Raw genomic sequence first — 24,372 nt, 5'->3', positions numbered from 1 at the left:
GGCGATCTCATGTTTCCCGGCGGCCCCGATGGCTTCGCGTGTCCCGGTGCCGGCCGTGCGCGAGGTCAGGGCCGCGGGCGCAGCATCTCGGCGACCAGGGAGGCGAGTTCGAGGGCCTGCGCCCGATTGAGCCGGGGGTCGCAGGCGGTCTCGTACCGCCGGTGCAGATCGGCGGCGGAGATCCGCTGTGCGCCGCCGAGGCACTCGGTCACATCGCCACCGGTGAGTTCCACGTGCAGCCCCCCGGGGTGAGTGCCCAGCGCGCGGTGCACCTCGAAGAACCCCCGGACCTCGCTGAGGATGTGGTCGAAGTGGCGGGTCTTGTAGCCGCTGCCGGACGTCAGCGTGTTGCCGTGCATCGGGTCGCACTGCCAGAGGACCGTATGGCCGGACGCGGTGACCTTCTCCACGATCGGCGGTAACACCTGGCGCACCCGGGCGCTGCCCATCCGGCTGATGAGGGTCAGCCTGCCCGCCTCCTTGTGCGGGTCGAGCCGCTCGGCGTATTCGACCGCCTGCTCCGGCGTGGTCGTCGGGCCTATCTTGATCCCGACCGGGTTGGCCAGCAGCTCGGCGAAGGCGATGTGCGCCCCGTCCAACTGCCGGGTCCGCTCGCCGATCCACAGGAAGTGCGAGGACAGGTCGTACAGCTTCGGCGCGTCCGGGTCGCGGGCGTCCACGCGCAGCATGGCGCGCTCGTAGTCCAGCAACAGGGCCTCATGGCTGGTGAAGAGCCCGCTGGCGGCCAGGGCCCGCCCGGCCGGGCCGACCGCTCCCGTGGCGAGCAGCGCGTTCACCACGGCCATCGCGGCTCTGGAGTTGACGTAGGCGCGGACCATCCGGTCCGGGTCGGGGGCGCGGGCTTCGGCGGTCGCCTCGACCGCGTTGACGATATCGCCCCGATAGCTCGGCAGACCCGACGGGTCCAGGGGAGCCGAGCGCGGTTTCCCGTACTGTCCGGCCATCCGGCCCAGGGTGACCACCGGCAGCCGGCCGGCGGCGGTGAGCACCGCGGTCATCCGTGAGAGGGTGTGGACGGTGCCCGCGATGTACCGCTCGGTGGTCTGCGCGAAGGTCTCGGCACAGTCACCCCCCTGGAGCAGGAACGCGTGGCCGCCTGCCACGGCGGCCAGACGGGCCCGCAGCCGGTCCACCTCCTCGACACGGACCACCGGCGCCACGCTCTCCAGTACGGCCCGCACCCGGTGCACGGCCCCGGCGTCGGACCACTGCGGCTGCTGCGCCGCGGGCCGGGCGAGTGCGTTGTCCACCGCGGCGCTCAGGCGGTTCGGCGGCGGCGACGACGGGCGGGCCGGGGCGAGCGGCGGAGCCGTACGCGCTTGTTCGGTCAACGATCCCCCTCATGCAGTGCGACATGACCGTAAATGGAGCCGACGACGTCGTGATGGGGCGGGACGAGCGGAAACGGCCTCACCAGAAGGCGCTACCGAGGTGAACCCGAGTCAGTACCTCTCAGTACTTGGCCGGACCTCTCCATAGCTATCCGGACCTCTCCGTACCTCTCCGGTTCCCCCCTCGGTGGCCGTGCCGACAATTTTGATTTTATCGTCTTCGCCGCCGTGTGAATATCTGTTCCTGGACCATTTCGGCGGTCACCGAAAAGAGTGAAGAATGTCAGGCGCTTCGCTACCGTGGCTCGGGTCGAACTACCTGGAGGATCCCTCCAGTCACATCCTTGATCGTTGCGGAAAGGGCATGGGCGATGAGTGGACTGATGCGGGACAAGGTCGTTCTCGTGACGGGCGCCGCCCGCGGGCAGGGACGCGAGCACGCCGTGCGGATGGCGGGCGAGGGGGCCGATGTGATCGCCATTGACCTGTGCGCGACGCTGCCCGGTGTGGCCTACCGCTCCTCGGCCCCGACCGAGCTCCAGGAGACCGTCACCCTGGCCGAGAAGAAGGGGCGGAGGGTGGTGCCGGTGGTGGCCGATGTCCGTGACTTAGCCGGTCTGCGAGCCGAGGTCGACCGGGCCGTGGAGACTCTCGGGCGGCTGGACGCCGTGGTGGCAGGCGCGGGAATCTGCATCCCCCGCGCCTGGGACGAGGTCACCGAGGAGATCTTCCGCGACACGATGGACATCAATGTGCGCGGCACCTGGAACACGGTGATGGCGACCGCGCCGCACCTGGTGGCGGCGGGCGGCGGGTCGATCGTGCTGATGAGCTCCTCGGCGGGGCTGAAGGTGCAGCCGTTCATGATTCCCTACACCACCAGCAAGTTCGCGGTGCGCGGGATGGCGAAGGCGTTCGCCGCCGAACTCGCGCGGTTCGGTATCCGCGTGAACAGCGTGCATCCGACCGGGGTGGACACCGAGATGGGCAGCCGCGCCATGCTCGCCCAGGTCGCGAAGGCGAGCATGGCCGATCCGCGGCTGCGCGGCATGTTGGTCAACATGCAGCCGGTGGACGGTATTACGCCGGAGGACGTGACCAACGCCGTGCTCTTCCTGGTCTCCGACGCCTCTCGGCACGTCACCGCGCACGCCATGGCCGTCGACGCCGGCGTCAGCGAATTCTGAGCCGCGCAACCGTCCGCGGTCAGCCGCTCGCCGACGGGACGAGGTTCTCGACCGTCGCCCGCAGCCGGGCGCGCAGCACGGCGGGACTGCTGATGTGCAGCGTCCGCATGCCCAGGTCGCGTGCCGCCGCGATGACCGCCGCCCGGTCGTCCACCATCAGGGCCTCGCGCGGCTCGATCCGGCAGCGGTCCAAAGTCGCGGCGAAGTACTCGGCGGAGGGTTTGACCTGCCCGACCCGCCAGGAGGAGCACAGGCGGCCGAACAGCCGGTAGTGACCGTACCGGGCGTTCTTCAGGTGGTCCCAGTGCTCGGCTTCGTTGTTGGCCAGCACCACGGTGAGCTCCGGATGGGCGCGCCGCACCTCGGCCAGTTCCGCGACGTTGGCGTCGTAGCACCGGACGCTGTCGGCGTACAGGCGGTCCACCCAGTCCCCGTCGAACGCGTCCGTCCGCGGGCTGCCCGCCTCGTCCAGGAGCGCCCGCAGGACCTCGTGCACATGGCCGGCGCCGCGCTCGTAGACGTGCGCCGAGGCCAGGAGACCGGACAGCAGCCGGCGTTCGTCCACGGCGTACCGGCGCGCGATCGCGGGAACGAAGGAGGTCTCCTCCGCGACGTTGTTGAACAGGACGCCGCCTGCGTCGACCAGCAACGCGTTGATCATCACTCAACCCCGATTCGGTCGTATCGGACATGCGTGGTCCCGGTTCCGGGAGAAGTGGTCCGGATCGGACCGCTCGGCTCGCGCCGTGGAAGCGGCGGAGAGGGGGAATACCATGACGCTCTACCACGATCTCGTCGGGCACACCTGGGACTCCGGGACCCGGCACTGGACCTTCTTCGACACCGCCCTCTACGCGATCGGCGTCGGGGCGGGCGCCGAGGACCCCACCCATGAGCTGCGGTTCACCACCGAGGACTCCGCGGGCGCGCCACCGGCGGTGCTGCCGACGTTCGCGACCATCCTGGTGTCCCGGCGGGCCGAGCCCGTCTTCGGCGACTACGACGTGTCACAACTGCTGCACACCTATCAGTCGGTGACGCTGCACGGCCCGCTGCCCGTGGCGGGCGCCGCGGTCACGACCTCCCGCCTGACCGCGCTGCGTGACCGGGGCCGGGGCCGGGGCGCGCTGGCGGTCATCGACTCCCGCTGTGCGGAGGCGGGCACCGGTCGGCCGCTGGCCGATCTCCGCACCGGGCTGACCATCCGTCGGGAGGGCGGCTTCGGTGGCGATCCGGACGAGGAGGAGCCGTGGGAACGCCCGGTGGGGGAGCCCGACCATGCCGTCGGCTACCGCACCGCGGCCAACCAGGCCCTGCTCTACCGGCTCAACGGCGACCTGAACCCGCTGCACTCCGATCCCGCGATCGCCGCGCGCCTCGGGTTCGGCCGCCCCCTGCTGCACGGGCTGTGCACCTTCGGGTATGCCGGCCGGGCGCTGCTGCACGCGCTCTGCGAGGGTGAGACGTCCGGGTTCGGCACCATGTCCGCGGGCTTCACCGCTCCCGTGCTGCCCGGTCAGGAGCTCGTCGTGCGGATCTGGGAGCGCGGCGGGTCGGCACTGTTCGAGGTGCGCTCCAACGGCAGGATCGTCCTGGACCGCGGCAGATTCGACCGGCGCGCCGGCGCGGCGGGGTGATCCGGTGCGCCGCCGGCGGGTCAGCCGGCCCTCCGGCGCCCATCGGAACCGGCCACGGTATCGGCGTACCACCGGACGGTGGCCCGCACCCCCTCCGGCAGTCCGATCCTCGGCCGCCATCCGGTGGCGAGCAGCCGGGAGACGTCCAGCAGCTTGCGCGGGGTCCCGTCGGGCCTGCTGGTGTCCCAGGTGATCCGGCCGGTGAAGCCGACCGCGTCGGCCACCAGCGTGGCCAGGTCCGCGATGGTGAGGTCCTCGCCCACGCCGATGTTGACCGGCGAGGGGTCGTCATAGTGGTCCAGAAGGTGCGTGCACGCCGCCGCCAGATCGTCGACGTGGATGAACTCCCGCCGCGGTGTGCCCGTGCCCCAGACGACGACCTCCTCGGCACCGGACCGGACCGCCTCGTGGAACCGGCGGATCAGCGCGGGGAGGACATGCGACCGGGTCGGGTGGAAGGTGTCCCCGGGGCCGTAGACGTTCGTCGGCATCACCGAGATCCACCGCCGGCCGTACTGCCTGCGGTAGGACCTCACCGCGATCACACCCGCGATCTTCGCGATCGCGTAGGCGTCGTTGGTCTCCTCCAACGCCCCGGTGAGCAGCGCGGACTCCGGGATCGGCTGCGGGGTGTGCTTGGGGTAGATGCACGAGGAACCGAGGAACAGCAGCCGGTCCACCCCCGCCGCGTGCGCCGCGGCGAAGAGGTTGGTCTGGATCCGGAGGTTGTCGTTGAGGAACTCCACCGGCTCCGCGTCGTTGGCGGCGATGCCGCCGACCCGGGCGGCGGCGTCGATCACCACGGCGGGCCGGAGGGAGGTGACGCAGTCGAACGTCGCCCGGACGTCGGTGAGGTCCACGTCGGCCGAGTGGATCCCGGCGACCGAAGTGAACCCCTGGGCCCGGAGACGGCGGACGACGGCCGAGCCCACGAGACCGGAGGAACCGGCCACCAGCACGGTGGCCGAGCGGTCCAGGGGCAGGGGGTGCGCGGACATGGTCGCTTCCTATCCTCGGCCTACGGTGGGTTCCGGGGCCGGACGCAGCACGTCCCGGCCGCCGCCGAACGGTTCCGGGAGCTTCAGCCCCCGGCAGTACAGGGCTCCCAGGAGGCGCAGCAGGGAGACCGGCTCCGGGGTCGCCCGGTGGCCGGACGCGACCACCAGCGGTTCGCCGACCCCCTCGGCCCGCAGCGTGTCGCGGATCGGCCGGATCAGCACCGGGTGCGGGCCGATCTCCACGAACGCCCGGACGCCTCGTCCCGCCAGGGCGGACACCGCCTGGGTGAACCGTACGGGCTGCCGCAGATTGCGCGCCCAGTAGTCCGCGGTGGCGAGCCCGCCCGGCTCCGGCTCGGCATCGACCGTCGAGATCCAGGGGGTGTGCGGGGCAGTGGGGGTCAGGTCGGCGAGCGCGGCGCGCAGCTCGGGCAGCACGCCGTCGACGAACGGGCTGTGCGACGCGGCGTTGATCCGGATCATCCTGCACCGCACCCCCTCCGCCTCCAGCGTGTCCACCAGTGCGCGCGTGGCCTCGCTCTCCCCGGTGACCACCGTCTCCCTCGGCGCGGTGTGGGCGGCGACCACCACCGTCCCCGGTGTCCGGGCGCAGCGCCGCTCGGCGGTGTGCCGGTCCAGACCGACCGTGGCCATCGCCCCGCCGCCCGCCGCCCGCGCGAGCAGGCCGGAGCGCACGGCGACGACCCGCGCCGCCTCGGCGAGCGACAGGGCACCCGCGACATGGGCGGCGGCGACCTCGCCGAGGCTGTGCCCCACCACCGCCGCCGGCCGCAGGCCCAGCGACCACAGCCAGTGGGCGGTCGCGACCTGCACGGCGAAGATGAGCGGCTGCGTCACCTCCGGCCCGCCGGCCGCACCGTCGGCCATGGTCATCAGCGGTTCGATGACCCCGCCCGGCAGCAGCGCGTCGAGCTCGCGCAGCACGCGCGCCGCCGCGGGCGCCCAGTCCACCAGGGCGCGCCCCATGCCCGGCCACTGGCTGCCATGGCCGCCGAAGCACCAGGCCGTGCGGGTGGCGGCGCCGTCGGCCCGGCCCGAGAACCACCGCGGACTGGGCAGGCCGTCGGCGAAGAAGGACAGCCCCTCGGCCAGACCTTCCGGATCCGCGGCGGTGACCGCGAGGCGTTCCGTGTCGCGCCCCGCCGGAACGGGCCGCTCGGGCATCACGGATTCGGGCCGGGCACCTTGGGCGAGTAACTCCGCGGCCCTTCTCGCCGCGTCCGCCAATGCTGTCCGGTCGGTGCCGGAAAACACCAGCAACCAGGGTGGGGGAGAGGGCCGTGCGCTGTGGATTGACATATGCGCTTCCGCTTTCCGTCACAACGGATCTGATGGGGTGTTCGTTCTTGCTACCATCACGGTGCCGGTCATTTCGGACCGTTGCTCGACAAGACCGTTGACCGAGAATGGGTAAAGGAGCAGAAAACAATGCCGGAAACTTCGTTCCAGGGCCAGGTCGTGGACACCACACCTGCCTCCGACGCATTTCTCGTCATCGGCATACCCGGGTCCGGGAAGAGCTCGGTATCAGCGGAGCTGGCCCGCCGGTTCCCCCTCGGCGCGCACATCGAGGGCGACCACCTCCAGGACCTGATCGTGTCGGGGGGCCACCTGCCCTCGCCGGAGGAGGACCTGGAGGCGGACCGTCAGTTACTGCTGCGCGCCCGCAACGCTTCGGTGCTGGCACGCAGCTTCCACGCCGCCGGTGTCGTCCCGGTCATCGACGACACCGTCGTCCGGCGCGCGCACCTCGAGTTCTACCTCGAGCACCTGAAGGACCTGCCGTTGCGCCTCATCGTCCTCGCACCGTCGGCGGAGGTCGTCGCCCGGCGGGTCGCCGAGCGGGACAAGGTGCTGGCGGACGACTGGTCCTTCCTGGACGAGGCGCTGCGCACCGAACTCGCGGGCGAGGGCACGTGGTTCGACAGCTCCACGATGACCCTGGAGGAGACGGTCGAGGCCATCCTGGCGAACGGCTGATCCGCCGGGCGGCGGGTCCGCGCGGGGCCCGGTGGATTTCCTGCCGGGCCCCGCGCACGGACCCGTCGCCCGTCAGCCGCCGTGCACCCGGCGGATGGCGGTCAGCCAGGTGCGCATGAGGTGGGCGCTGCGGTGCAGGAACGCCCGCGCGTCGGGGGTCCAGCCGCGGCCCCGGGCCTGTTCGGCGAAGTCCTGCAGGCCGTAGCTGAGGGATTCGTAGGACTCGCGGTAGTCGCTGCCCTCGATCGGGAACTCCCGCAGCCAGTCAAGGAGTTCGTCCATGAAGCGGATGGCCGGCAGCTCGATGGCGAGGTCGTCGAGCAGGTCGTGGTCGTTGCGCTGGTGATTGACCAGGGGGCCGCCGAACCGCACCGCGTGCCCCAGATGCTTGGCGCACGCCGCCACGAAGTACCCGCTGAAGATGTCGCCGAAGCGCTCGACCGGGGCGCCGCCGATGGACTGGCCCATGCGCAGGAAGTAGTAGGCGGGCAGGGCGTCGTGGTGCACCGCGGTGTTCTGGGAGTTGACCGAGCACCAGGTGTCCGGGGCCAGCACGGCGGCCTCGCCGCCGTAGGCGGTGACCCTCGGCCGGACGGCGAGCCGGGTGATCGCGTCCACATCGGGGTCGTCGAGCCACAGCCCGGCGTTGACGCGGACGTCGGCCGTCTCCTCCGTGCTGGTGACCTCGGTGCCGGCCGTTCGTGGAGCGTAGGGGAAACCCCGTGGGAAGACCCGGCAGGGGCTGACGGTCAGCAGGTCGCAGGCGTTGAACCAGCCGTTGCCGGCCGAGACCACGCGGTGGCGCGCCGGGCCCTGGAGCACGATCCGGTGTTCGTCGAGGAACGGCCTGTCGACCGGCAGGTTGTCGTCGTCCATGGACACCGCCAGGGCGCTGTCGTTCAGGTACGACAGCAGATAGCCGATGTTGCGCCGGTTGTCGGAGTCGTAGGGGATGAGATCGGGGATCCCGAGCTTCGCCAGCAGCCGGTCCTGCTCCTCCACATCGGGGGCCACGATCGTGGCCCCCCGGCGGCGGGCCCGCTCGCAGGCCTCGTAGAACGTGCTGGGCGTCTTGCGGTCGGGGATGACGACGAGCCGGGCGCCCTCCTCGGCAAGCGCGTCGGCGAAGTGGTCCAGGAACGACCCGGAACCGATGGTCGTCATGACGATATCGATGGTCTCAGACATGTGGTCACTCCAAAGAGGGAATGTCGCGCCAGTGCCGCAGCCGCGAGGACGCGGTGATGAGCGGGGCGCTGAGCCAGAGGAACATCACGACGGCCAGTCCGAGCCGCGGGCCGAACAGGCTCCCCAGGCCGCCGCCGACGAGCCCGCCGAAGAAGAGCATGCCCCGGCTGACGAACCGGACGCAGGCGAGCGTCCGCTGCAGCAGATCGGATGGTGTCAGCAGTTGTACGAGCGTGGCCTGCCCGACGGTGAAGACGGCGTATCCGGCGTGGAAGAGGGTGGCGCCCATCAGGAACAGGGACAGTCCGGGGCCCGGCCGGGTCAGGGGCAGCAGCAGTCCCGCCGGGGCCAGGACGGTGGCCGGGATCCAGACCGAGCGCGCGGTGCCCAGGCGGCGGCTGACGCGGCCCGCGCTGAACGCGCCGATCAGCCCGCCGATGCCCACCGACCCCAGCAGCATGCCCAGGGTGCCCGGGGCGATTCCGACGTCGTCGGCCAGGAAGATGACAACGAGCGCCTCGTACGCGGCGAAACAGCAGTTTCCCACGGCCGAGCCCGCCATCGAGGCCAGGATGACACGCTGTCGGGTAACGAACCGGACGGCCTCCGCCAGCTCGGTCCACATGCCACCGGCACGAGCCGAGGATCTGGTGGACTCGATGCGGGAGCGCATGAGCAGATTGCACGACGCGGACACCAGGAATCCGGCCGTGTTGACCAGGGGGGCGTGCTCGGGGCCGAGCAGTTGCACCGTGAACCCCGCCACCGTCGGCCCGAAGGCCAGCGACACCGCGCGGGCAATCTGTAATCGGATGTTGCCGTAGACGAGCTTGTCCTTCGGCAGCATCCGCGGCGGCATGGACAGGTACACGATCTCGTAGAACACCGTGGCACAGCTGACCAGGATGTTGGACAGGTACAGATGCCACAGCGCCAGGTGTCCGAGCGCGGACAGGACCGGCACCATGGTCACGACCGCCGCGCGGCTGAGGTCGGTCAGCAGGAGCACCGTGCGCGGCCGCAGCCGTGTGCTGTACACCCCGGCCGGCAGGGTGACGACGAGCCACGGCAGATAGCCCGCCGCGGTGATCAGACCGACCTCGCCCACCGTCGCCCCGAGGGTCCGGGCCGCGAGCAGGGGGAAGGCGACCACCGTCGCCATCCCGCACAACTGGCTGATGCCGCTGCCGACCCACAGCAGGCGGAAGTCCCGTTCGCGGACGGACTCCGGAGCCGTGGCCACGGGACCGGACATCACTGGTGCTCCCTTCCGCCCGGCACGGGTCGGATCTCGGTTCGGAAACGCCCGGCGGCTCACGGACGCGCTTGCCGGCCGGGGGTGCCGGCGATGAATGCCTCGACGGCTTCGTATGCCTCCGAGTCACGGTACTGCTCGGGTGGCGACTTCATGAAATACGACGACGGTGCCGTCAGCGGGCCACCGATCCCGCGGTCGAGCGCGATCTTGGCCGCCCGTACGGCGTCGATGACCACGCCCGCCGAGTTCGGCGAGTCCCACACCTCGAGCTTGTACTCCAGCGACAGCGGGACGTCGCCGAACGCCCGGCCCTCCAGCCGCACGTAGGCCCATTTGCGGTCGTCGAGCCATGGCACGTGGTCGGAGGGCCCGATGTGCACGTTGTTCTTCTCGATGCCGCGGTCGACCTGTGAGGTCACCGCCTGGGTCTTCGACGTCTTCTTGGACACCAGCCGCTTGCGTTCCAGCATGTTGCGGAAGTCCATGTTCCCGCCGACGTTGAGCTGCATCGTGCGCTCGAGGTGGACGCCGCGGTCCTCGAACAGCCGGGCCAGCACCCGGTGCGTGATCGTCGCGCCCACCTGCGACTTGATGTCGTCGCCGATGATGGGCACGCCCGCCTCGGTGAATTTCGCGGCCCACACCGGATCGGAGGCGATGAACACGGGCAGCGCGTTGATGAACGCCACGCCCGCGTCGATCGCGCACTGTGCGTAGAACCGGTCCGCTTCCTCGCTGCCGACGGGCAGATAGGAGATCAGCACGTCGGCCCGCGACTGCCGGAGCACCTCCACCACGTCGACCGGTTCCTGGTCCGACTCGGTGATGGCCTCGCGGTAGTACTGGCCCAGACCGTCCAGAGTGGGCCCGCGCCGCACCGTGACGCCGGTGGGCGGGACATCGCAGATCTTGATGGTGTTGTTCTCCGACCGGGAGATGGCGGACGAGAGGTCCTGCCCGACCTTCTTGGCGTCCACGTCGAACGCCGCGACGAACTCCAGGTCGCGCACGTGGTAGCCGCCGAAGTCGACGTGCATCAGCCCGGGCACCCGGGTCGCGGGGTCCGCCTCGGCGTAGTAGTGCACTCCCTGCACGACCGACGCGGCGCAGTTGCCGACGCCCGCGATCGCCACCCGAATCCTGTCCATGGTTCTTCCCTTCGCGAAATCTCCGGGCCGCAGGCCCGGATTGCCTTGACGGCCGGTCATCCCCTCGCGCCGCCGGCCAGGACGCCACCGGTCATGGCTCCACCGGGACCGCTCCCGACCGGGCCGACCGCTCCGCGGCCAGCGCACAGCGCAGCGCCTCGTACGAGTCGCGCCAGCCGCCCGCGGCCGGGTCACCGGCCCCGCCGGCGGCCGAGGCCAGGAACGCCCGCACCTGTTCCCGGTAGGCGGTGGCGAACCGGTCCCAGTACCCGCGGAAGCGCGGGAGCGCCGCGCCGCCCGACCCCGGTTCGGCCGCGCGGGCGGGCCCCGCCGCCACATGGCCTCGCTCGCCCAGCACTTCGGCACGGACGTCGTAGCGCACGGGCTGCCACCGCCCCGCGGCGAGCACGGCCTGTGTGCCGTCGTCGAGCCGGATCATCGCCGTGACCGTGTCGAAGTCGCCGATGTCCGTCAGCTCCGGGCAGGACAGTGCCGCGCCGTCGGCGACGACCTGGACGATCCCGCGCCCGGTCAGCCATCGCACCATGTCGAAGTCGTGCAGCATGAGGTCGGTGAAGATCGAACCGCTCTCGCGGAGCCGGGCGATCGGCGGCGGCGACACATCGTGCGACACCAGCCGGAGCGACTGCAGACGGCCCAGCTCTCCGGAGCTGGTGCGGGCCCGCAGGTCGGCGAAACCGGGGTCGAAGTGCCTCTGGAACCCCACCCACAGCGGAACCCCGCGCGCCTCGGCCAGCCTGCCCAGCGTCTCGGTCTGCCGGAGGTCGGTGGCCAGCGGCTTTTCGCACAGCGTGGGCACCCCGGCCTCGATCAGCGCCCCGACCAGCTCCGGATGGCTCGTGGTGGCTGCCGTCACCAGCGCCGCGTCACAGCCACCGGACACCAGTTCCCCGACCGAGCCGGCGACGCTCCCCGACGTGGTCTGCCACGCCAGTTTCTCGGCGCGGTCGCGGTCCGCGTCCACGAAGACCAGCCGCCGGTGACCCAGCGCCTCGAGGTGTTCGGCGTACATCGCGCCGATCCGGCCGCAGCCCACGACGCCGACGACCGCGTGCGCGCTCACCGGCTCACCCCCGCGGCCCGCGCGACGGCGGAATGGGCCAGGGCGACCAGGTCCGCCGACCCGCGGCGCTCCCGCAGGCGGGCGCCCCACCGCGCGGCCCGCTCGGTGAACCGGGCGTCGCCGAGGACCTCGGCGATGCCCTGCCGGACATCGCCGACGCGGACGCACGGCTGGTCGGACGGGCCGGAGTACCGGTCGCTGAAGGACAGCCGCCCGTGAGCGGTGGTCGCACTGGTCCGCAGCAGGACGCCGGATCCGGTGGCCTCGACCAACTGCCGTCCGTTCATCTCCTGTTCGGACATGAACGGCATGACGACCGAGGGCTTGCCGTGTTCGAGAGTGGCCAGCACGGTGGCCGAACCCCCGTGGCTCAGCACCACATCGGCCCACGTCAGCGGGGTGTCCAGGCCGGTGAAGCCCGCCACGACGACATTGTCCGGCACCGTCAGATCGCCCTCGAAGGCGAAGCCGCTGGAGACGTACACGCTCCACGGCTGCCCCGCGCAGGCGTCCAGCACGTTCTGCAGGGCCTGGCGGCCCACGGTGCCTCCGCTGCCGATGGTGACGTACACCTTCGGCCGGCCGGTCTCCGGGGGCGTGGGGGTGCCGGCCGCCACCACCGGGTTCCAGTACATCGGTCCCACGTAGTGCAGATCGCCCCGGTGGGGCGGCCCCTCGACCGGTTCCAGGTCGGGCAGGCTGGACACCAGGGTGACCTCGCCCCACAGCAGGTGCTCCGCCCGGGCCACCGGCCCCAGCCCCAGCTCGCGCGACATCCGGTCCCAGACCGGGAGGCTCGGCGGGTGCGGCAGCAGGTCCCGCGGCGCCACCGTCGACCACGGCATCCATCCGTTCGGCCTCGGGGTGATGAAGTCCGCGTCGGCGAGGGAGACCACCGGGATGCCCGCGGCCCGCGCGGCGAGGGCCGCGGTCGGACACATGTCGATGACCACCACCGTCGGCCGGTACGCCTCGATCAGACGGGTGTCCGCCGCGACCCGCTGCCGGACGCGCTCGATCCGGTGGTACGTGGCCGCGACCGCGAACACCCGCTCCACATCGGCGAACGGCAGATACGGCGGCATCGGGTGCCGGTCGGGCGGGCGGGGGGCCTCGGGGGCGGAGTCCAGCACCGGGAAACCGGCCTCGCGCACCATGGCGCTGATGCCGCAGTCCGCGAACGCCACGCTGTCGCCCGCCTCGGCCAGCGCCTGGGCCAGTACCAGGCACCGGCCGGTGTAGGCCGCGCCGCCTCCCCAGCCCCAGGGGAAGAACAACACTCGTTCACTCACGCGTCCTCCTGCTCGTTCGGTCGTCCCTGGTCGTTCAGGCCGTCATTCCGCCGTCCACCGCGATCACCTGCCCGGTGACGTACGACGCCGAAGAGGAGCACAGGAAGGCCACCACCGAGGCGATCTCCTCGGCACGGCCCGCCCGCCCGAGCGGTGTCCGGCTCACCACCTCGTGCCGCGCCCTGGCGGGCAGGAGGTGATAGGCGGGGGTGTCGGCGACCAGGCCGGGGGCCACGCAGTTGCAGGTGATCCCGTACCGCCCGTACTCCCTGGCCACCGTCCATGCCAGCCCGTGCAGACCGGACTTGCCCGCCGCGTAGGCGGCCTGGCCCGGCTGCCCCCGCAGGCCCGCCACCGAGGACACCAGGACGACGCGTCCGCCCGCGTGCCGCGTCATGGCCCGCACCCCGGCCTGCAGACAGCGGAACGCCCCGCTGAGATTGACCGCGATCTGCTCGTCCCACTCGTCCTCCGGAACGCCCAGCAGCAGCCGGTCCCGGTGCACCCCGGCATTGACCACCAGGGCGTCCAGACGGCCGAATTCCTCGACGACCCGCCCGACGACCCGTCTGCCGCTGTCCGGGCGGGTCAGGTCGGCCGACAGCGCGACCGCGGCCGCGCCCGCCGTCCGGAGCTCCTCGGCGACGGCCGCCGCCGCTTCCTCGTTCCGGTGCGCGTGCACCCCCACGGCGTAGCCCGATCGGGACAACTGCTGGGCTATCGCCCGCCCCAGCGGGCCGGAACCCCCGGTCACCAGGGCTGCCCGGTCGCTCACGTCATCGATTCCTGGCGCAGGGGGAAGCACGTGTTCTCGATATGCGCGAACCGCGTGCGCAGCCGGGCGGACGCCCCGGGGTCCGGTGGGCTCTCCTGGCCGCCCGCGGCGACCAGGGCCTCCCGCAGCCGGTTCAGCGAGGTCCGCAGCGGACGGCTCAGCTCCATGACGCGCGGGTACACCGCGAGCGGATCCGGTTGCTCGTGCGCCGCGATCAGGGCGATCCCCAGCCGCTTGGCGCGGACCCGGGCGTCGAGCGCGGCGGTCCGGACCGCGGCGATCTCGGGGGGCAGAACGGGCTCCTCGCCGGAGGGCGAGGGCACGGCGAGCGCGTTGCCGTAGATGAACAGCTGGGGCTGGATGTCGCCGAGCACCAGCACATGCAGCGCACGGGCCGTCACCAGCCCCAGACCGCTCTCGGTGAGCTGGTCCAGGAGCTCACCGAGCGCGTGTGCCCCCACCGACAGCAGCGCGGTGTCCCGGGCCAGCCGTTCGGCGAAGTACCGCTCCACGTCGCTGTCGTCCGGCGCGCCGGTCACCGTGACGGTGCCCACCCAGGTGAACAGCGCCCGCAGCTCGGGCGTGAGTGTCCAGTGGCGCCGGAAGCCGTCGTCCAGGTCGGCATCGGTGTCCAGCACGGTCATCACGCTGTCGTCAGCGGACCAGCGCACCGCCAGTACCGCGTGGTCATGGAAGTGGTAGCGGCCTTCGTACACGTCGCCGGGCAGGTGGAAGCGGTCCGGCAGCACCATGACCGGCTCACCGGCGGTCAGGCGCTCGAGCACGAAGGGCACATTGCGGCTGCCGTCGTCGAACTCCGTGCGGTAGTCCACCCGGCAGCCGTCGAAGTCCTTCGCCAGATCCCGGCCCACCGGATCCAGCGGGCCGTTGAGCGCACGGGCGACGGCCAGTGAGTCGAGCCCCCGGAAGCGGAGGACGGCCTCGACGCAGCGCAGTACGCAGTTCAGCCCGTCCAGCGCGCGGTCCCGCCACCCCAGCGCCCCCAGCTGGTCGAACCGTGGCACCATCGCTTCGGTCACCGCAGGTCACGTCCCGCGGTGCGGGCGCGGGCGACCAAGGTGTCGGCCAGGTGACCCAGGTTCTCGAAGACCGTCCAGTCGGTCTCCTCCTCGCTGTAGGGCACTCCCCACTGCTCCTCGAAGCGGGAGAACACCACGATCAGGTCCAGCGAATCCATGCCGATCTCGTCGAGCGTGGTGGTTTCGCTGAGCTGATCGGGCAGGTGGGGCCGTTCCGCGAGCACGGTGGTGATGAGCTCCAAGGCCAGCCGGCGGTCAACCTGCTGGGTGTTGGCACTGTCGGTCATGTGCGCGTCCCTCTCCTCATGGTGTGCGTTGGCGTGTGCGTCCGCGTCCGCCTGGGGGCGGTGGGTCAGTCCCCGCCCTCCATCAGCAGGCCCCTGCGGACCTTTCCGCTGCCGGTTCTGGGCAGCTTGTCGACCCTCCGGATCACCGTGGGCACCTTCACCGTCATGAGCTGCTCACCGGCCCGGCGGCGCAGTGCCGCGGTGTCGAACCCCTCGGCGTCCGCCTCGACGAAGGCCCACACCTGCTGCTCCCCCGAGGGCCCCGGCCGGCCCACCACGGCGCAGTCGCTGATCCCGGGGAGGCTGCGCAGGACGGTCTCCACCTCGATGGGGGAGACCTTGTTCCCGGCGATGTTGATGAGCAGGTCGGCGCGCCCGGTCAGCCGGAGCCCGCCGTCGTCGAGCACCCCGAGGTCGCCGGTGGTGACCCATCCCTCGTCGTCGGCGAGGGCCACCGCACGCCCCTCCTCCAGCCGGACGGGGGACAGACCGGGGAACCGTGCCGCCACCGGGCCCGGCTCGCCCGAGCCCGCCGTCAGCCCGACCCCGGGGAGAGGGTGTCCGACGCTGCCGCTGCCGCCGGCCGGGGTGAGGGTCAGCTGACCGAGTTCGGAGTTGCCGTAGTGGTCGTACACGGCGATACCGGCGTCGTGCCAGGCCGTGACCGCCTGAGCGGGGAGGGTGTCGCCCGCGCTGACGCACCGGTCCCAGGAGCCCGCGCGGGGCACCCCGCCCCGGCCCCACCAGTCCAGGACCACCGGAACGCTCTGCAGGACGGTGGGCCGGTGGCGCTCGGCCAGCAGCGCGGCGCGCGCCGGGGTCAGCGGGCCGGGTGGCACGAGCTGGCAGGCTCCCGCCGACAGGACGGCCAGGGTGCCCGCCTCGATCGCGTAGCTGTGGCCGAGCGGACTCGTGGTGAGCACGACGTCATCGGCGTCGAGGCCGAGCTGTCGCGCGAACGCGGCCGAGTTGCGCAGGGTCCCCGGCCACTCGCGGGAGATCACCTTCGGCCGGCCGCTGGTGCCCGAACTGCTCACCGCGAAGGCCGGTTCCCCTCCGCTCCGCCCGGCCGGCGCCAGCCGCGTCACCAGACCGCGGTCGAGGCTCAGCTCCGCGCCGAAATCGGCCAGCGCGGCCGAGCGCTCCGCGTCGCCGGCCCGCTCCTGCACCACCAGCACGGCCGCGTGCAGGCTGGTCGCCGCGGCGAAGTCCACCACCGAGTCCAGCGAGGACGTGAGGACGGCGCCGACCCGGACCCCCGGGCCGACCCCGGAGGACCGCAGCTCCCGCGCACGCCTGGTGACCTCGCGCTCCAGCTCGGCGTAGGTCACCGAGCGCTGACGGTCCACCAGCGCGCGACGGTCCCCCCGGCCGGCCCGGCGATGTCCGGTGACGACGTCCAGCAGCGTGTCGTCCGTCATGGTCAACCCTCCTTGTACGCCGTGCAGCGGTAGCCGTGTCGCCTGCCCGCCGCGGCCACGGTCACCGTGGCCGCCTCGCGGTCGCCGGCCACCACCGCGGCCAGCTCCGCCAGCGGGGCGGTCGCGCGTACGTCGGCCGACCGCGCCGCCGACGGGGGGCACTTCTCGACCGGGCCGGTCCGCGCGAGCACGCGGGCGCCCCGTGCGCGGGCCCGCGAGGCCCGCTCCAGGACCAGGAACGCCGCCCACCCCGTCACCGGTTCGCTGCCGCAGGCGCGGGCGGCGGCGGGGCTGAACAGTTCGTACGCTCCGCAGAGCACCGGGGCGTCCCCCGCCAGCCGGATCCTGCGCTGCCCGATCGCGAGGGCCTGCATCCCGGCGCCGGGCCCGAGCACGGTGGCGCAGTAGCCGCCCAGCCCGTGGCGCAGGCAGATCAGCGACGTCACCCCGTGCGCGTTGAAGTACAGGAAGGACTCGGGAGCCAGGGAGGCGCGCGCACCGGCGTCCAGCCGGGCGCGGATGGACTCCGCCACATGTCCCGAGCCGTACACCGAGCCGGTGACGCAGCCGGTGCCCGCCGGGTCCGGCGCACCGGCGCCGGTGAGCGCGCGGCCCGCCAGCTCGGCGACGCGTTCCGGGAGTTCCCGTGTCCAGGTGTTCACCTCGCGCCAGCCCTCGGCGCCCGCCGTGTGCGCGCGCCACAGGTCCTCGGTGTCGACCTCACCCGAGGACACGGCCGTGATCACCACGTGGTCGTCCATCAGGCCCTCCGCAGGACGAGCGCGGTGTTCATCCCGCCCAGGCCGCAGGACACGCTCAGCGCCGTCCGCAGGTCCGGCATGGGCCGAGGGGCGTCCTCGACCACCAGGTCGAGGCCGTCGCAGACCGGGTCGACCGGCTCGGCGCCCCAGGTGGGAGTGACCGCACGATGAGTCAGGGACAGCACGCAGGTCAGGGCCTCGACGGCGCCCGCACCGCCCTGCAGGTGCCAGAGCACCCCCTTCACGCTGTTGACGGGCACCGAGGACAGCCGCGGGCCGAACACCGCGCGCAGCGCCTCGATCTCCGCGGTGTCACCGCGCCGGGTTCCCGGTCCGTGGGTGTTGACGAAGTCGATGTCCTCCGGTGCCAGCCCGGCGTCGGCCAGGGCGAGCCGTACGGCCAGCTCGATGCCGTCGGCTCCGGGGGCGGCCAGATGGCCGGTGGCGTTCGTCATCCCGCAGCCGGCCAGCACCGCCAGGGGGCGCCCGGCGGTGCCGGGTCCGGTGCCGCCGAGCGGTTCGAGCCTGAGCACGGCGGCGCCTTCGGACAGGCCGATACCCCGCCGCCGGGTGCTGAAGGGCCGGCACCCCTCCGGGCCGAGGGTGCGCAGTGAGTTCAGGCCCAGGAAGGCCATGTCGGTGACGGCGTCGGCGCCGCCCGCCACGGCGGTGGCCGCCTCGCCGGCCGCCACCAGGTCCCGGGCCACCGCGATGGCCGCCGCGCCCGAGGCGGAGGCGTTGGCGATGGTGAGGGCCTCGCCGCCCAGTCCGGTCCGCTCGGCGCAGGCGGGGGCCAGTTCCCCCGCGCAGTATCCCGGCCGGGGCGGGACGGCACCGGGATCGGTGGTCCCCAGCACCAGCGCCACCCGCTCGCGCACGGCGCCGTCGAGCCCGTCGAGTGCCTCCGACACGGCGGTCTCGGCGAGGTCCAGCGCGCGCCAGGTGCCGTCCCCACCGGTGGGCCCCGGCACTTCACCGGACGCGCCGAGGGTGGCGCCGGTGGCGTCGAACGCCGTGATGGGCGGGCGGTGCGCCCGGCCGGTGGACAACGCCTCCCACAGCGCGGCCACGCCGACGCCTCCCGGGCCGCACACCCCCAGACCGGTGACGGCGACCGCGCTTCCCTGGGTGCTCATCGCGGATCACCTCGGTCCAGGGCCGTGGCCAGCGAGCTGATGCTCGCCGATTCGAGAACGGCGTCGTCCGGCAGGGTCACGCCCAGCTCCTGCTCCAGCTCCCCGACCACCGTGATGAGCAGCACCGAGTCGACCCCGGCGGGCGCCAGCGGATCGGTGTCGGCCAGCCACGGCAGACTCGCCTCTTCCTGAAGCTGGTGTGCGAGCTTGCTCCGCACCAGCGCCAGCAACTTCTGGTGGCTGTCCACGGTTACGCCACCTTCGCCGCGACCTCGAACGCCGCGTCGCACGCCGCCAGGGTGTGCTCGAGGTCGGCGTCGGTGGTGGCGGCGCAGACGAACCAGTGATGTGTCGGGTGCAGCAGCACACCCCGGCGGGTGGTCTCCGCGAAGAACGCGTCCTGCATCGCCCGTGACCGGCCCGGGTCGGGGTGGGTGAACGCCAGGAACGGCATCTGTGGCACACCGCGCACCCGGGCCGGGACGCCGTGGCGCCCCACCAGCTCGGTCAGGCCGCTCTGCAGCCGGACGCCCAGCCGGCGGACCCTGTCCAGTACGGTCCCGTCGGCCAGTTGGTCGATCGTCGCCACGGCCGCCGCCATCGACACGGTGTTGGAGTAGAAGGTGGACGAGATGTGGGTCTGCCCGACCATGGCCATCACCTCGGCCCGGCCGGTCAGCGCCGACACCGCCCAGCCGTTGGCCATCGCCTTGCTGAACGTGGCGAGGTCGGCCCGCACGCCGTACAGCTCCTGCGCGCCGCCCAGGGCCACCCGGAACCCGGAGCGCATCTCGTCGAAGACCACCAGGGCCCCGTGCTCATGGGCCAGATCGATGGCGCCCTGGAGGAAACCGGGTTCGGGACTGTCCAGTTCGAACGGCATCAGCAGCAGACAGGCCACCTGCCCGGCATGCCGCCGGAAGACCTCCCGCAGGTCGTCGAGGTCGTTGTACCGGAAGGTGTCGACCTGGGTGCGCACCGTGTCGGGGATCCCGCCCGGCCGCTGGGCGGCCCAGTCGTGCCACCCGTTGTAGCCCCAGCGCACCACCCGGTCGCGGCCGGTGTACGCCCGGGCCAGCCGCACCGCCGCACTGGTGGCGTCCGACCCGGTCTTGAGCAGGAACACCCGCTCCGCGCCCGGGATGATCCGCACCAGGCGTTCGGCCAGCTCGATGTGCGTCCGCTTGCGAAGCGTGATCGAGAAGCCCTCTTCGATCTCCTGCTGGGCGGCTTTCGTCACGGCCGGATCCGCGTGGCCGAGGATGATCGTGCCGTAGGCCAGGATGTAGTCCAGGTACTCGTTGCCGTCGGCGTCCCAGACGCGGGCGCCCCGGGCCCGCTCGCCGTAGACGGGATAGGCCCCCTCCACCAGCCGGTCCCGCTCGATGACGTAGTCCTTCTCGGACAGCGTCGCGTCGACGAGCCGGCCGCGGGCGAGCAACTTCATGGAATTGTCGAGCCGGAGCGCTCCGGTGTGGTCGGTCACGGCATGGTCCCCTCTAGAGCCTGACGTCCTGGTGTTCGCCTTGTTCGCAGGTCGCGCGCCCCGCCGGTGCGGCGGGCCGCCTCGCGGTCACAGGACGACCGGCCCGGACCGGGTCCCGCGGACGAGCCTGCCGGGCAGCGCGCCGGTGGCCTCGCCCTCGCGGAAGGTGATCTCGCCGGCCACCACCGTCGCCACATAGCCGTCCGCCTTCTGGATCAGGCGGCCGCCGCCCGCGGGCAGGTCGTGGACGAACTCCGGGGAGCGCAGGCTGAGCCGGTCGAGGTCGATGATGTTGATGTCGGCCCGGTACCCGGGGCGCAGCAGCCCCCGGTCGCGCAGCCCGTACAGCTGCGCGGGCTCCCAGGTCTGCTTCTTGACGACGAACTCCAGCGGCAGCCGGGCCCCCCGGCTGCGGTCGCGCACCCAGTGCGTCAGCATCGACGTCGGCGTGCTGGCGTCGCAGATGAGCCTGCAGTGCGCCCCGGCGTCGCTGAGCCCCAGCACCGCCTGCGGATGCAGCAGCATCTCGCGGATCGGATCGAGGGTGTACTCCGAGTAGCCGAGCAGCGGACGGAAGATCATGCCGCTGGTGTCCTCGGAGGTGAGGAAGTCGTAGATCAGTGTTTCCGGGTTCTGCCCGGTGCGCCGCGCGATGGCGTCGAACGACTCGTCGGCCCCGGGCTCGTAGTCGGGCTGGTTCGCCTTCATCGGGAAGTGGCGCTCGTAGCCCTGGGGGAACAGCGACGAGCGGGGGTCGGCGTCGTCCGGGGCCTCGCCCAGGATCTTCTCCCGCAACGCCGGATCACGCATCGCCGCGCGCCGCTCGGCCGCGGGCAGATGGGCGATCCTCTTGTAGGACGGCCGCCGGCGGAACGGGTGGGTGGAGTCCAGGCTGATGATGATGCTGAAGGGCCGGCCCGCCACCTGGGGGTGCAGATCCGCGCCGCCCGCCACCGCGTCCTCGGCGACCTGGAGCAGCTCGCGCCACCCGTCCGGGTCGTTGTCGTTCTGGAACAGCCCGAAGGTGATCGGCCGGCCGACCGCGGCCGACAGCCTGCGCATCCACTTGATCTCGCCCAGCGGGTCGTCCACCTTCTCGCCGCCCGCCCCCAACGGCACGAGCTGGAACACGCCGGTGCCGACCTCACCGAGCACACCGCCGAGCGCGAACAGCTCGTCCTCGGCGGCGAAGGTGCCGGGCACCGGATCGCCGGTGATGGCCAGATGGGTGACGGTGCGGGAGGTGGAGAAGCCGATGGCGCCCGCCTGGAGCCCCTGACGGACGAGCGCGCACATCCGCCGCAGGTCCTCCTCGGTCGGCGGCTCGTTGGCGGCGCCCCGGTCGCCCATCACATACGCGCGCAGCGCACCGTGCGGGACCTGCGCGGCGACGTCCATCACCCGCGGCAGGCGCTCGACGGCGTCGAGGTACTCGGGGAAGGTCTCCCACTCCCAGGTGATGCCCTCGGACAGCGATGCGCCGGGGATGTCCTCGACCCCCTCCATGAGGCCGATGAGCCAGTCGTGGCGGTCCGGCTGGGCCGGCGCGAAGCCGACCCCGCAGTTGCCCATCACCACCGAGGTGACCCCGTGCCAGCAGCTCGGGGTGAGCTGGGGGTCCCAGCTGACCTGGCCGTCGAAGTGGGTGTGGATGTCCACGAACCCGGGGGTGACGAGGTGGCCCCCGGCGTCGATCTCGGTCCGGCCGCGTCCGGGGACCCGGCCCACCCTGGTGATCACGCCGTGGTCGACCGCGACGTCGCCGGTGCGCACGGGAATACCGGACCCGTCGCACAGCGAGCCGTTTCGAATGATCAGGTCATGCATGGTGGTCCGGCCTCCTCGTGTCGTCTGCGTGCCACTGCCCCGCCGGTGCGAAGAGCAGGTTCTGATAGACGTAGTGGGTTCGCGGCCGGTGGGGCACCGGTGTGCCGCGCCGCAGTTCCCACGGCTCGTAACCCGCGGTCATCAGCGTGTCGACCAGCTCCCGGCTCGATGGCGCGCCGGGCACGTCGAGATCGCCGACCTCGAGCGAGATCACCGGTCGCCGGCGGGCCAGCAGATCACGCATCCCCTCCAGGACGTGCGCCTCCGCGCTCTCGGCATCGATCTTCACGAAGTCGACGTCGATGCCTTCGGCGCGCACGTGTTCATCCAGGCTGACCGCGTCCACGGTGAACGGCACGGACGGGACCCGCTCCCGGACGGCATCGGGCAGGCGCGCCCGGAAGGCCGAGTTGTAGGCGCTGTATCCGAGTCCGTGGTCATGGAAGACGAGTTCTTCCCTCTTCGACCAGACCGCCGCGGGCACGACCGAGGCGTTGGGGAGGCGATCGACGTTCCTCCGCAGGACGGAGAGGGTGGACGGGGTCGGCTCGAACGACCACACCTTCCCAGCGGGCCCGACCAGCGCGCTCGCCAGCATCGTGTAGTAGCCGATGTGGGCGCCGACGTCGACCACCGTGGAGCCGGGACGCACGTGGGAGAGGAGGAAGGCGGTCAGGTCGTAGTCCACGAAACCGTAGCGGTGGATGGACACCGACACCTCTTCCGGCAGCGCGATCGACATCCGCTGCCCCCAGAAGGTCTTCGCGGTCGAGGGGCGGCCCTCACCACGGTGCCGGCCCGCCCGAAGCGCACGGGTGCTCGGGTACGACGTTCTGATCGGGTGGCGCAGGCGTTGCGCGAGTCCGCGGAACCCAGCCGTGTGGGAGCGACGGTCGAGCGCTGACCGCCAAGCGGTACGGTCACTTCTGGTCATGGCACAACCTGCTCCCGGGGGTCGGGGCCGCAAGGGGAATGGGGCCGGGCTTTGACGGGCGTGGCCGGGGCGGGGGAGCCTCAGCGGGGGAGCACCCGTCCGGAGTGCTCCACGGGCGTTCTCGCGCTGGTGAAGGGGTTCGCGCTCCAGGTCTCCCGGCTGTCCGAGCCGAGCCGCGCGAGTTCCGCGTCCACCATGATCTGGGCCAGCCGGTACACCGATGTCCGTGCGGTCCAGCCGAAGGCTTCGCGGGCTTTGCCGGCGTCTCCCACCAGGGTGTCCACCTCGGCCGGACGCAGATAGACATCGTCGTACCGCACATGCTCGCGCCAGTCGAGGCCGACGTGGGAGAAACAGTGCTCGGCGAACTCCCGCACGGTGGAGCCGATCCCCGTGGCCAGCACATAGTCGTCCGGCTGGTCGAGCTGCATCATGCGCCACATGCCCTCGACATACTCCGGGGCGTACCCCCAGTCGCGGACGGCGTCGAGGTTGCCCAGGAAGACGTGCTTCTCGAAACCGGCCTTGATGCGCGCCGCCGCCCGGGCGATCTTGCGGGTCACGAACGTCTCGCCACGCCGGGGCGATTCGTGGTTGAACAGGATGCCGTTGACGGTGAACATCCCGTACGCCTCACGGTAGTTGCGCGTCATCCAGTAGCTGTAGACCTTGGCGGCGCCGTACGGGCTGCGGGGGTGGAAGGTGGTCCGCTCGTTCTGCGGCGGCGGCGCGGCGCCGAACATCTCCGAGGACGACGCCTGGTAGTAGCGGATGTCCATCGCGGACATGCGGATGGCCTCCAGCAGCCGGGTGGTGCCCATCCCGGTGATGTCACCGGTGTTCTCCGGTTCATCGAAGCTCACCCGGACATGGGACTGCGCGGCCAGGTGGTAGACCTCGTCCGGCCGGACGCGCGCCAGGAGCGTCACCAGTCGGCTGGCATCGCTGACGTCGCCGTAGTGGAGGATCAGACGCCGGCCCGCGTCGTGCGGGTCGCGGTAGATGTGGTCCAGCCGCCGGGTGTTGAAGGTCGAGCTGCGGCGGACGATGCCATGGACTTCGTATCCCTTGTCCAGCAGCAGGTCGGCCAGGTAGGAGCCGTCCTGTCCGGTGATTCCCGTGATCAGTGCCCGCTTCACGGTGATCCGCTCAAGCCGGGTGCGTGGATTCCAGAGGTCATACTGATGAACCGTCCCTTCCCAGGGGTACGAAACCGGGGTTGAACTTCTCGTGGACGTACACCCGCCCGGCGCTGCCGCAGTCGATGACGTATTCCTTGCTCACACATGCGGGTGCGGCGCTGTCCAGCGGCCAGATGTCCCGTGACACGTCGATCGGTTCCCGGGTCAGTGTGAATCCCGCCGTTTTCAGGTAGGGGCCCAGCGGTTGTTCGGGCGGTGGTACCAGTTTTTGGCTGTCCCGTCCGGCGATCACGACCCGGTTCACGCTGATGACGTCCTTGCCCGAGGTGAGGATGGACGACCGGCGGTCGATCACCAGGGTGCCGGGGGAGGCTCCCAGGATATGGCACCCGATGTGCCGGACGCGTGCGGCGGGAAC

At 71.8% G+C, this 24,372-nt stretch carries 24 protein-coding genes; 3 read left to right on the top strand and 21 right to left on the bottom strand.

Annotated elements, in window-relative coordinates; genetic code table 11:
- Positions 1-65 precede the first annotated feature (65 nt).
- Positions 66-1,283, bottom strand: a complete 1,218-nt coding sequence (locus tag AXW62_RS03310; protein ID WP_214516835.1) for a 3-deoxy-7-phosphoheptulonate synthase — start codon at positions 1,281-1,283, stop codon at positions 66-68.
- Between the two features lie 440 nt (positions 1,284-1,723).
- Here AXW62_RS03310 and AXW62_RS03305 point away from each other — a divergent pair, with 440 nt between their 5' ends.
- Positions 1,724-2,539 carry a mycofactocin-coupled SDR family oxidoreductase gene (locus AXW62_RS03305; protein ID WP_060943158.1) on the top strand — a complete coding sequence of 272 codons (816 nt, stop codon included), beginning with the start codon at positions 1,724-1,726 and terminating at the stop codon, positions 2,537-2,539.
- Between the two features lie 19 nt (positions 2,540-2,558).
- Here the strand turns inward: AXW62_RS03305 and AXW62_RS03300 are convergent, their stop codons facing one another.
- Complete coding sequence (locus AXW62_RS03300; RefSeq protein WP_060943157.1) at positions 2,559-3,200, bottom strand: HAD family hydrolase; 642 nt, start codon at positions 3,198-3,200, stop codon at positions 2,559-2,561.
- Positions 3,201-3,312: 112 nt separating this feature from the next.
- On the opposite strand from AXW62_RS03300, the gene AXW62_RS03295 reads away from it, so the two are divergent.
- Complete coding sequence (locus AXW62_RS03295) at positions 3,313-4,176, top strand: MaoC/PaaZ C-terminal domain-containing protein (RefSeq protein ID WP_060943156.1); 864 nt, start codon at positions 3,313-3,315, stop codon at positions 4,174-4,176.
- A 20-nt stretch (positions 4,177-4,196) separates the two neighbouring features.
- Here AXW62_RS03295 and AXW62_RS03290 read toward each other — a convergent pair whose 3' ends face one another.
- Positions 4,197-5,174 (bottom strand): GDP-L-fucose synthase family protein, encoded by a 978-nt coding sequence (locus tag AXW62_RS03290; RefSeq protein WP_060943155.1) that lies wholly within the window; start codon positions 5,172-5,174, stop codon positions 4,197-4,199.
- Between the two features lie 9 nt (positions 5,175-5,183).
- The gene (locus tag AXW62_RS03285) at positions 5,184-6,449 is read right to left on the bottom strand and encodes an acyltransferase domain-containing protein (protein ID WP_159060803.1); all 1,266 of its coding nucleotides are present in this window, start codon (positions 6,447-6,449) and stop codon (positions 5,184-5,186) included.
- Positions 6,450-6,623: 174 nt separating this feature from the next.
- On the opposite strand from AXW62_RS03285, the gene AXW62_RS03280 reads away from it, so the two are divergent.
- Entirely contained in the window at positions 6,624-7,175 is a 552-nt protein-coding gene (locus tag AXW62_RS03280; protein WP_030831153.1) for an ATP-binding protein, read from the top strand.
- Between the two features lie 72 nt (positions 7,176-7,247).
- Here AXW62_RS03280 and AXW62_RS03275 read toward each other — a convergent pair whose 3' ends face one another.
- The 17 genes from AXW62_RS03275 to AXW62_RS03195 form a co-directional block, all read right to left on the bottom strand.
- Positions 7,248-8,363 carry a hypothetical protein gene (locus AXW62_RS03275; RefSeq protein ID WP_060943153.1) on the bottom strand — a complete coding sequence of 372 codons (1,116 nt, stop codon included), beginning with the start codon at positions 8,361-8,363 and terminating at the stop codon, positions 7,248-7,250.
- A gap of 4 nt (positions 8,364-8,367) precedes the next feature.
- Entirely contained in the window at positions 8,368-9,618 is a 1,251-nt protein-coding gene (locus tag AXW62_RS03270; protein WP_060943152.1) for an MFS transporter, read from the bottom strand.
- Positions 9,619-9,677: 59 nt separating this feature from the next.
- Positions 9,678-10,769 carry an inositol-3-phosphate synthase gene (locus tag AXW62_RS03265; RefSeq protein WP_060943151.1) on the bottom strand — a complete coding sequence of 364 codons (1,092 nt, stop codon included), beginning with the start codon at positions 10,767-10,769 and terminating at the stop codon, positions 9,678-9,680.
- 91 nt (positions 10,770-10,860) lie between these two features.
- A complete protein-coding gene (gene hyg17 / locus AXW62_RS03260; RefSeq protein WP_252368486.1) occupies positions 10,861-11,853 on the bottom strand; it encodes a Myo-inositol dehydrogenase Hyg17 in 993 nt (330 codons plus the stop codon).
- The gene (locus AXW62_RS03255; protein WP_060943150.1) at positions 11,850-13,145 is read right to left on the bottom strand and encodes a glycosyltransferase; all 1,296 of its coding nucleotides are present in this window, start codon (positions 13,143-13,145) and stop codon (positions 11,850-11,852) included. Before AXW62_RS03255 ends, hyg17 begins: the two co-directional genes overlap by 4 nt.
- Positions 13,146-13,179: 34 nt before the next feature.
- Complete coding sequence (fabG, locus tag AXW62_RS03250; protein ID WP_060943149.1) at positions 13,180-13,920, bottom strand: 3-oxoacyl-ACP reductase FabG; 741 nt, start codon at positions 13,918-13,920, stop codon at positions 13,180-13,182.
- Entirely contained in the window at positions 13,917-14,960 is a 1,044-nt protein-coding gene (locus tag AXW62_RS03245; protein ID WP_252368485.1) for a cysteine peptidase family C39 domain-containing protein, read from the bottom strand. Before AXW62_RS03245 ends, fabG begins: the two co-directional genes overlap by 4 nt.
- Positions 14,957-15,247, bottom strand: coding sequence for an acyl carrier protein (locus tag AXW62_RS03240; protein WP_030831176.1), 291 nt, complete (start codon positions 15,245-15,247; stop codon positions 14,957-14,959). Before AXW62_RS03240 ends, AXW62_RS03245 begins: the two co-directional genes overlap by 4 nt.
- A gap of 65 nt (positions 15,248-15,312) precedes the next feature.
- Entirely contained in the window at positions 15,313-16,668 is a 1,356-nt protein-coding gene (locus AXW62_RS03235) for a class I adenylate-forming enzyme family protein (protein ID WP_252368484.1), read from the bottom strand.
- A 2-nt stretch (positions 16,669-16,670) separates the two neighbouring features.
- Positions 16,671-17,429 (bottom strand): 3-oxoacyl-ACP synthase, encoded by a 759-nt coding sequence (locus AXW62_RS42385; protein ID WP_030831182.1) that lies wholly within the window; start codon positions 17,427-17,429, stop codon positions 16,671-16,673.
- Positions 17,429-18,565: a beta-ketoacyl synthase N-terminal-like domain-containing protein gene (locus AXW62_RS03225; protein ID WP_060943147.1), complete on the bottom strand. Its 1,137-nt coding sequence runs from the start codon at positions 18,563-18,565 to the stop codon at positions 17,429-17,431. The genes AXW62_RS42385 and AXW62_RS03225 overlap by 1 nt, the downstream gene beginning before the upstream one ends.
- Positions 18,562-18,813, bottom strand: a complete 252-nt coding sequence (locus AXW62_RS03220) for an acyl carrier protein (protein ID WP_030831191.1) — start codon at positions 18,811-18,813, stop codon at positions 18,562-18,564. Before AXW62_RS03220 ends, AXW62_RS03225 begins: the two co-directional genes overlap by 4 nt.
- Before the next feature lie 2 nt (positions 18,814-18,815).
- Entirely contained in the window at positions 18,816-20,051 is a 1,236-nt protein-coding gene (locus AXW62_RS03215; protein ID WP_169808107.1) for an aspartate aminotransferase family protein, read from the bottom strand.
- An 87-nt stretch (positions 20,052-20,138) separates the two neighbouring features.
- Positions 20,139-21,878 carry an N-acyl-D-amino-acid deacylase family protein gene (locus tag AXW62_RS03210; protein ID WP_060943146.1) on the bottom strand — a complete coding sequence of 580 codons (1,740 nt, stop codon included), beginning with the start codon at positions 21,876-21,878 and terminating at the stop codon, positions 20,139-20,141.
- Positions 21,871-22,620 carry an FkbM family methyltransferase gene (locus AXW62_RS03205; RefSeq protein ID WP_211282402.1) on the bottom strand — a complete coding sequence of 250 codons (750 nt, stop codon included), beginning with the start codon at positions 22,618-22,620 and terminating at the stop codon, positions 21,871-21,873. The genes AXW62_RS03210 and AXW62_RS03205 overlap by 8 nt, the downstream gene beginning before the upstream one ends.
- Positions 22,621-22,892: 272 nt before the next feature.
- On the bottom strand, positions 22,893-23,957 hold the full coding sequence (gmd, locus tag AXW62_RS03200; protein ID WP_208618998.1) for a GDP-mannose 4,6-dehydratase: 1,065 nt from the start codon (positions 23,955-23,957) through the stop codon (positions 22,893-22,895).
- Between the two features lie 31 nt (positions 23,958-23,988).
- Positions 23,989-24,372 (bottom strand): hypothetical protein (locus AXW62_RS03195; RefSeq protein ID WP_159060802.1); only part of this gene is annotated, 384 nt, incomplete at its 5' end.

The sequence above is a fragment of the Streptomyces hygroscopicus subsp. hygroscopicus genome (assembly GCF_001553455.1).
Taxonomy (GTDB): Bacteria; Actinomycetota; Actinomycetes; order Streptomycetales; family Streptomycetaceae; genus Streptomyces; species Streptomyces hygroscopicus.
This window is presented reverse-complemented; position numbering and strand designations above follow the sequence as displayed.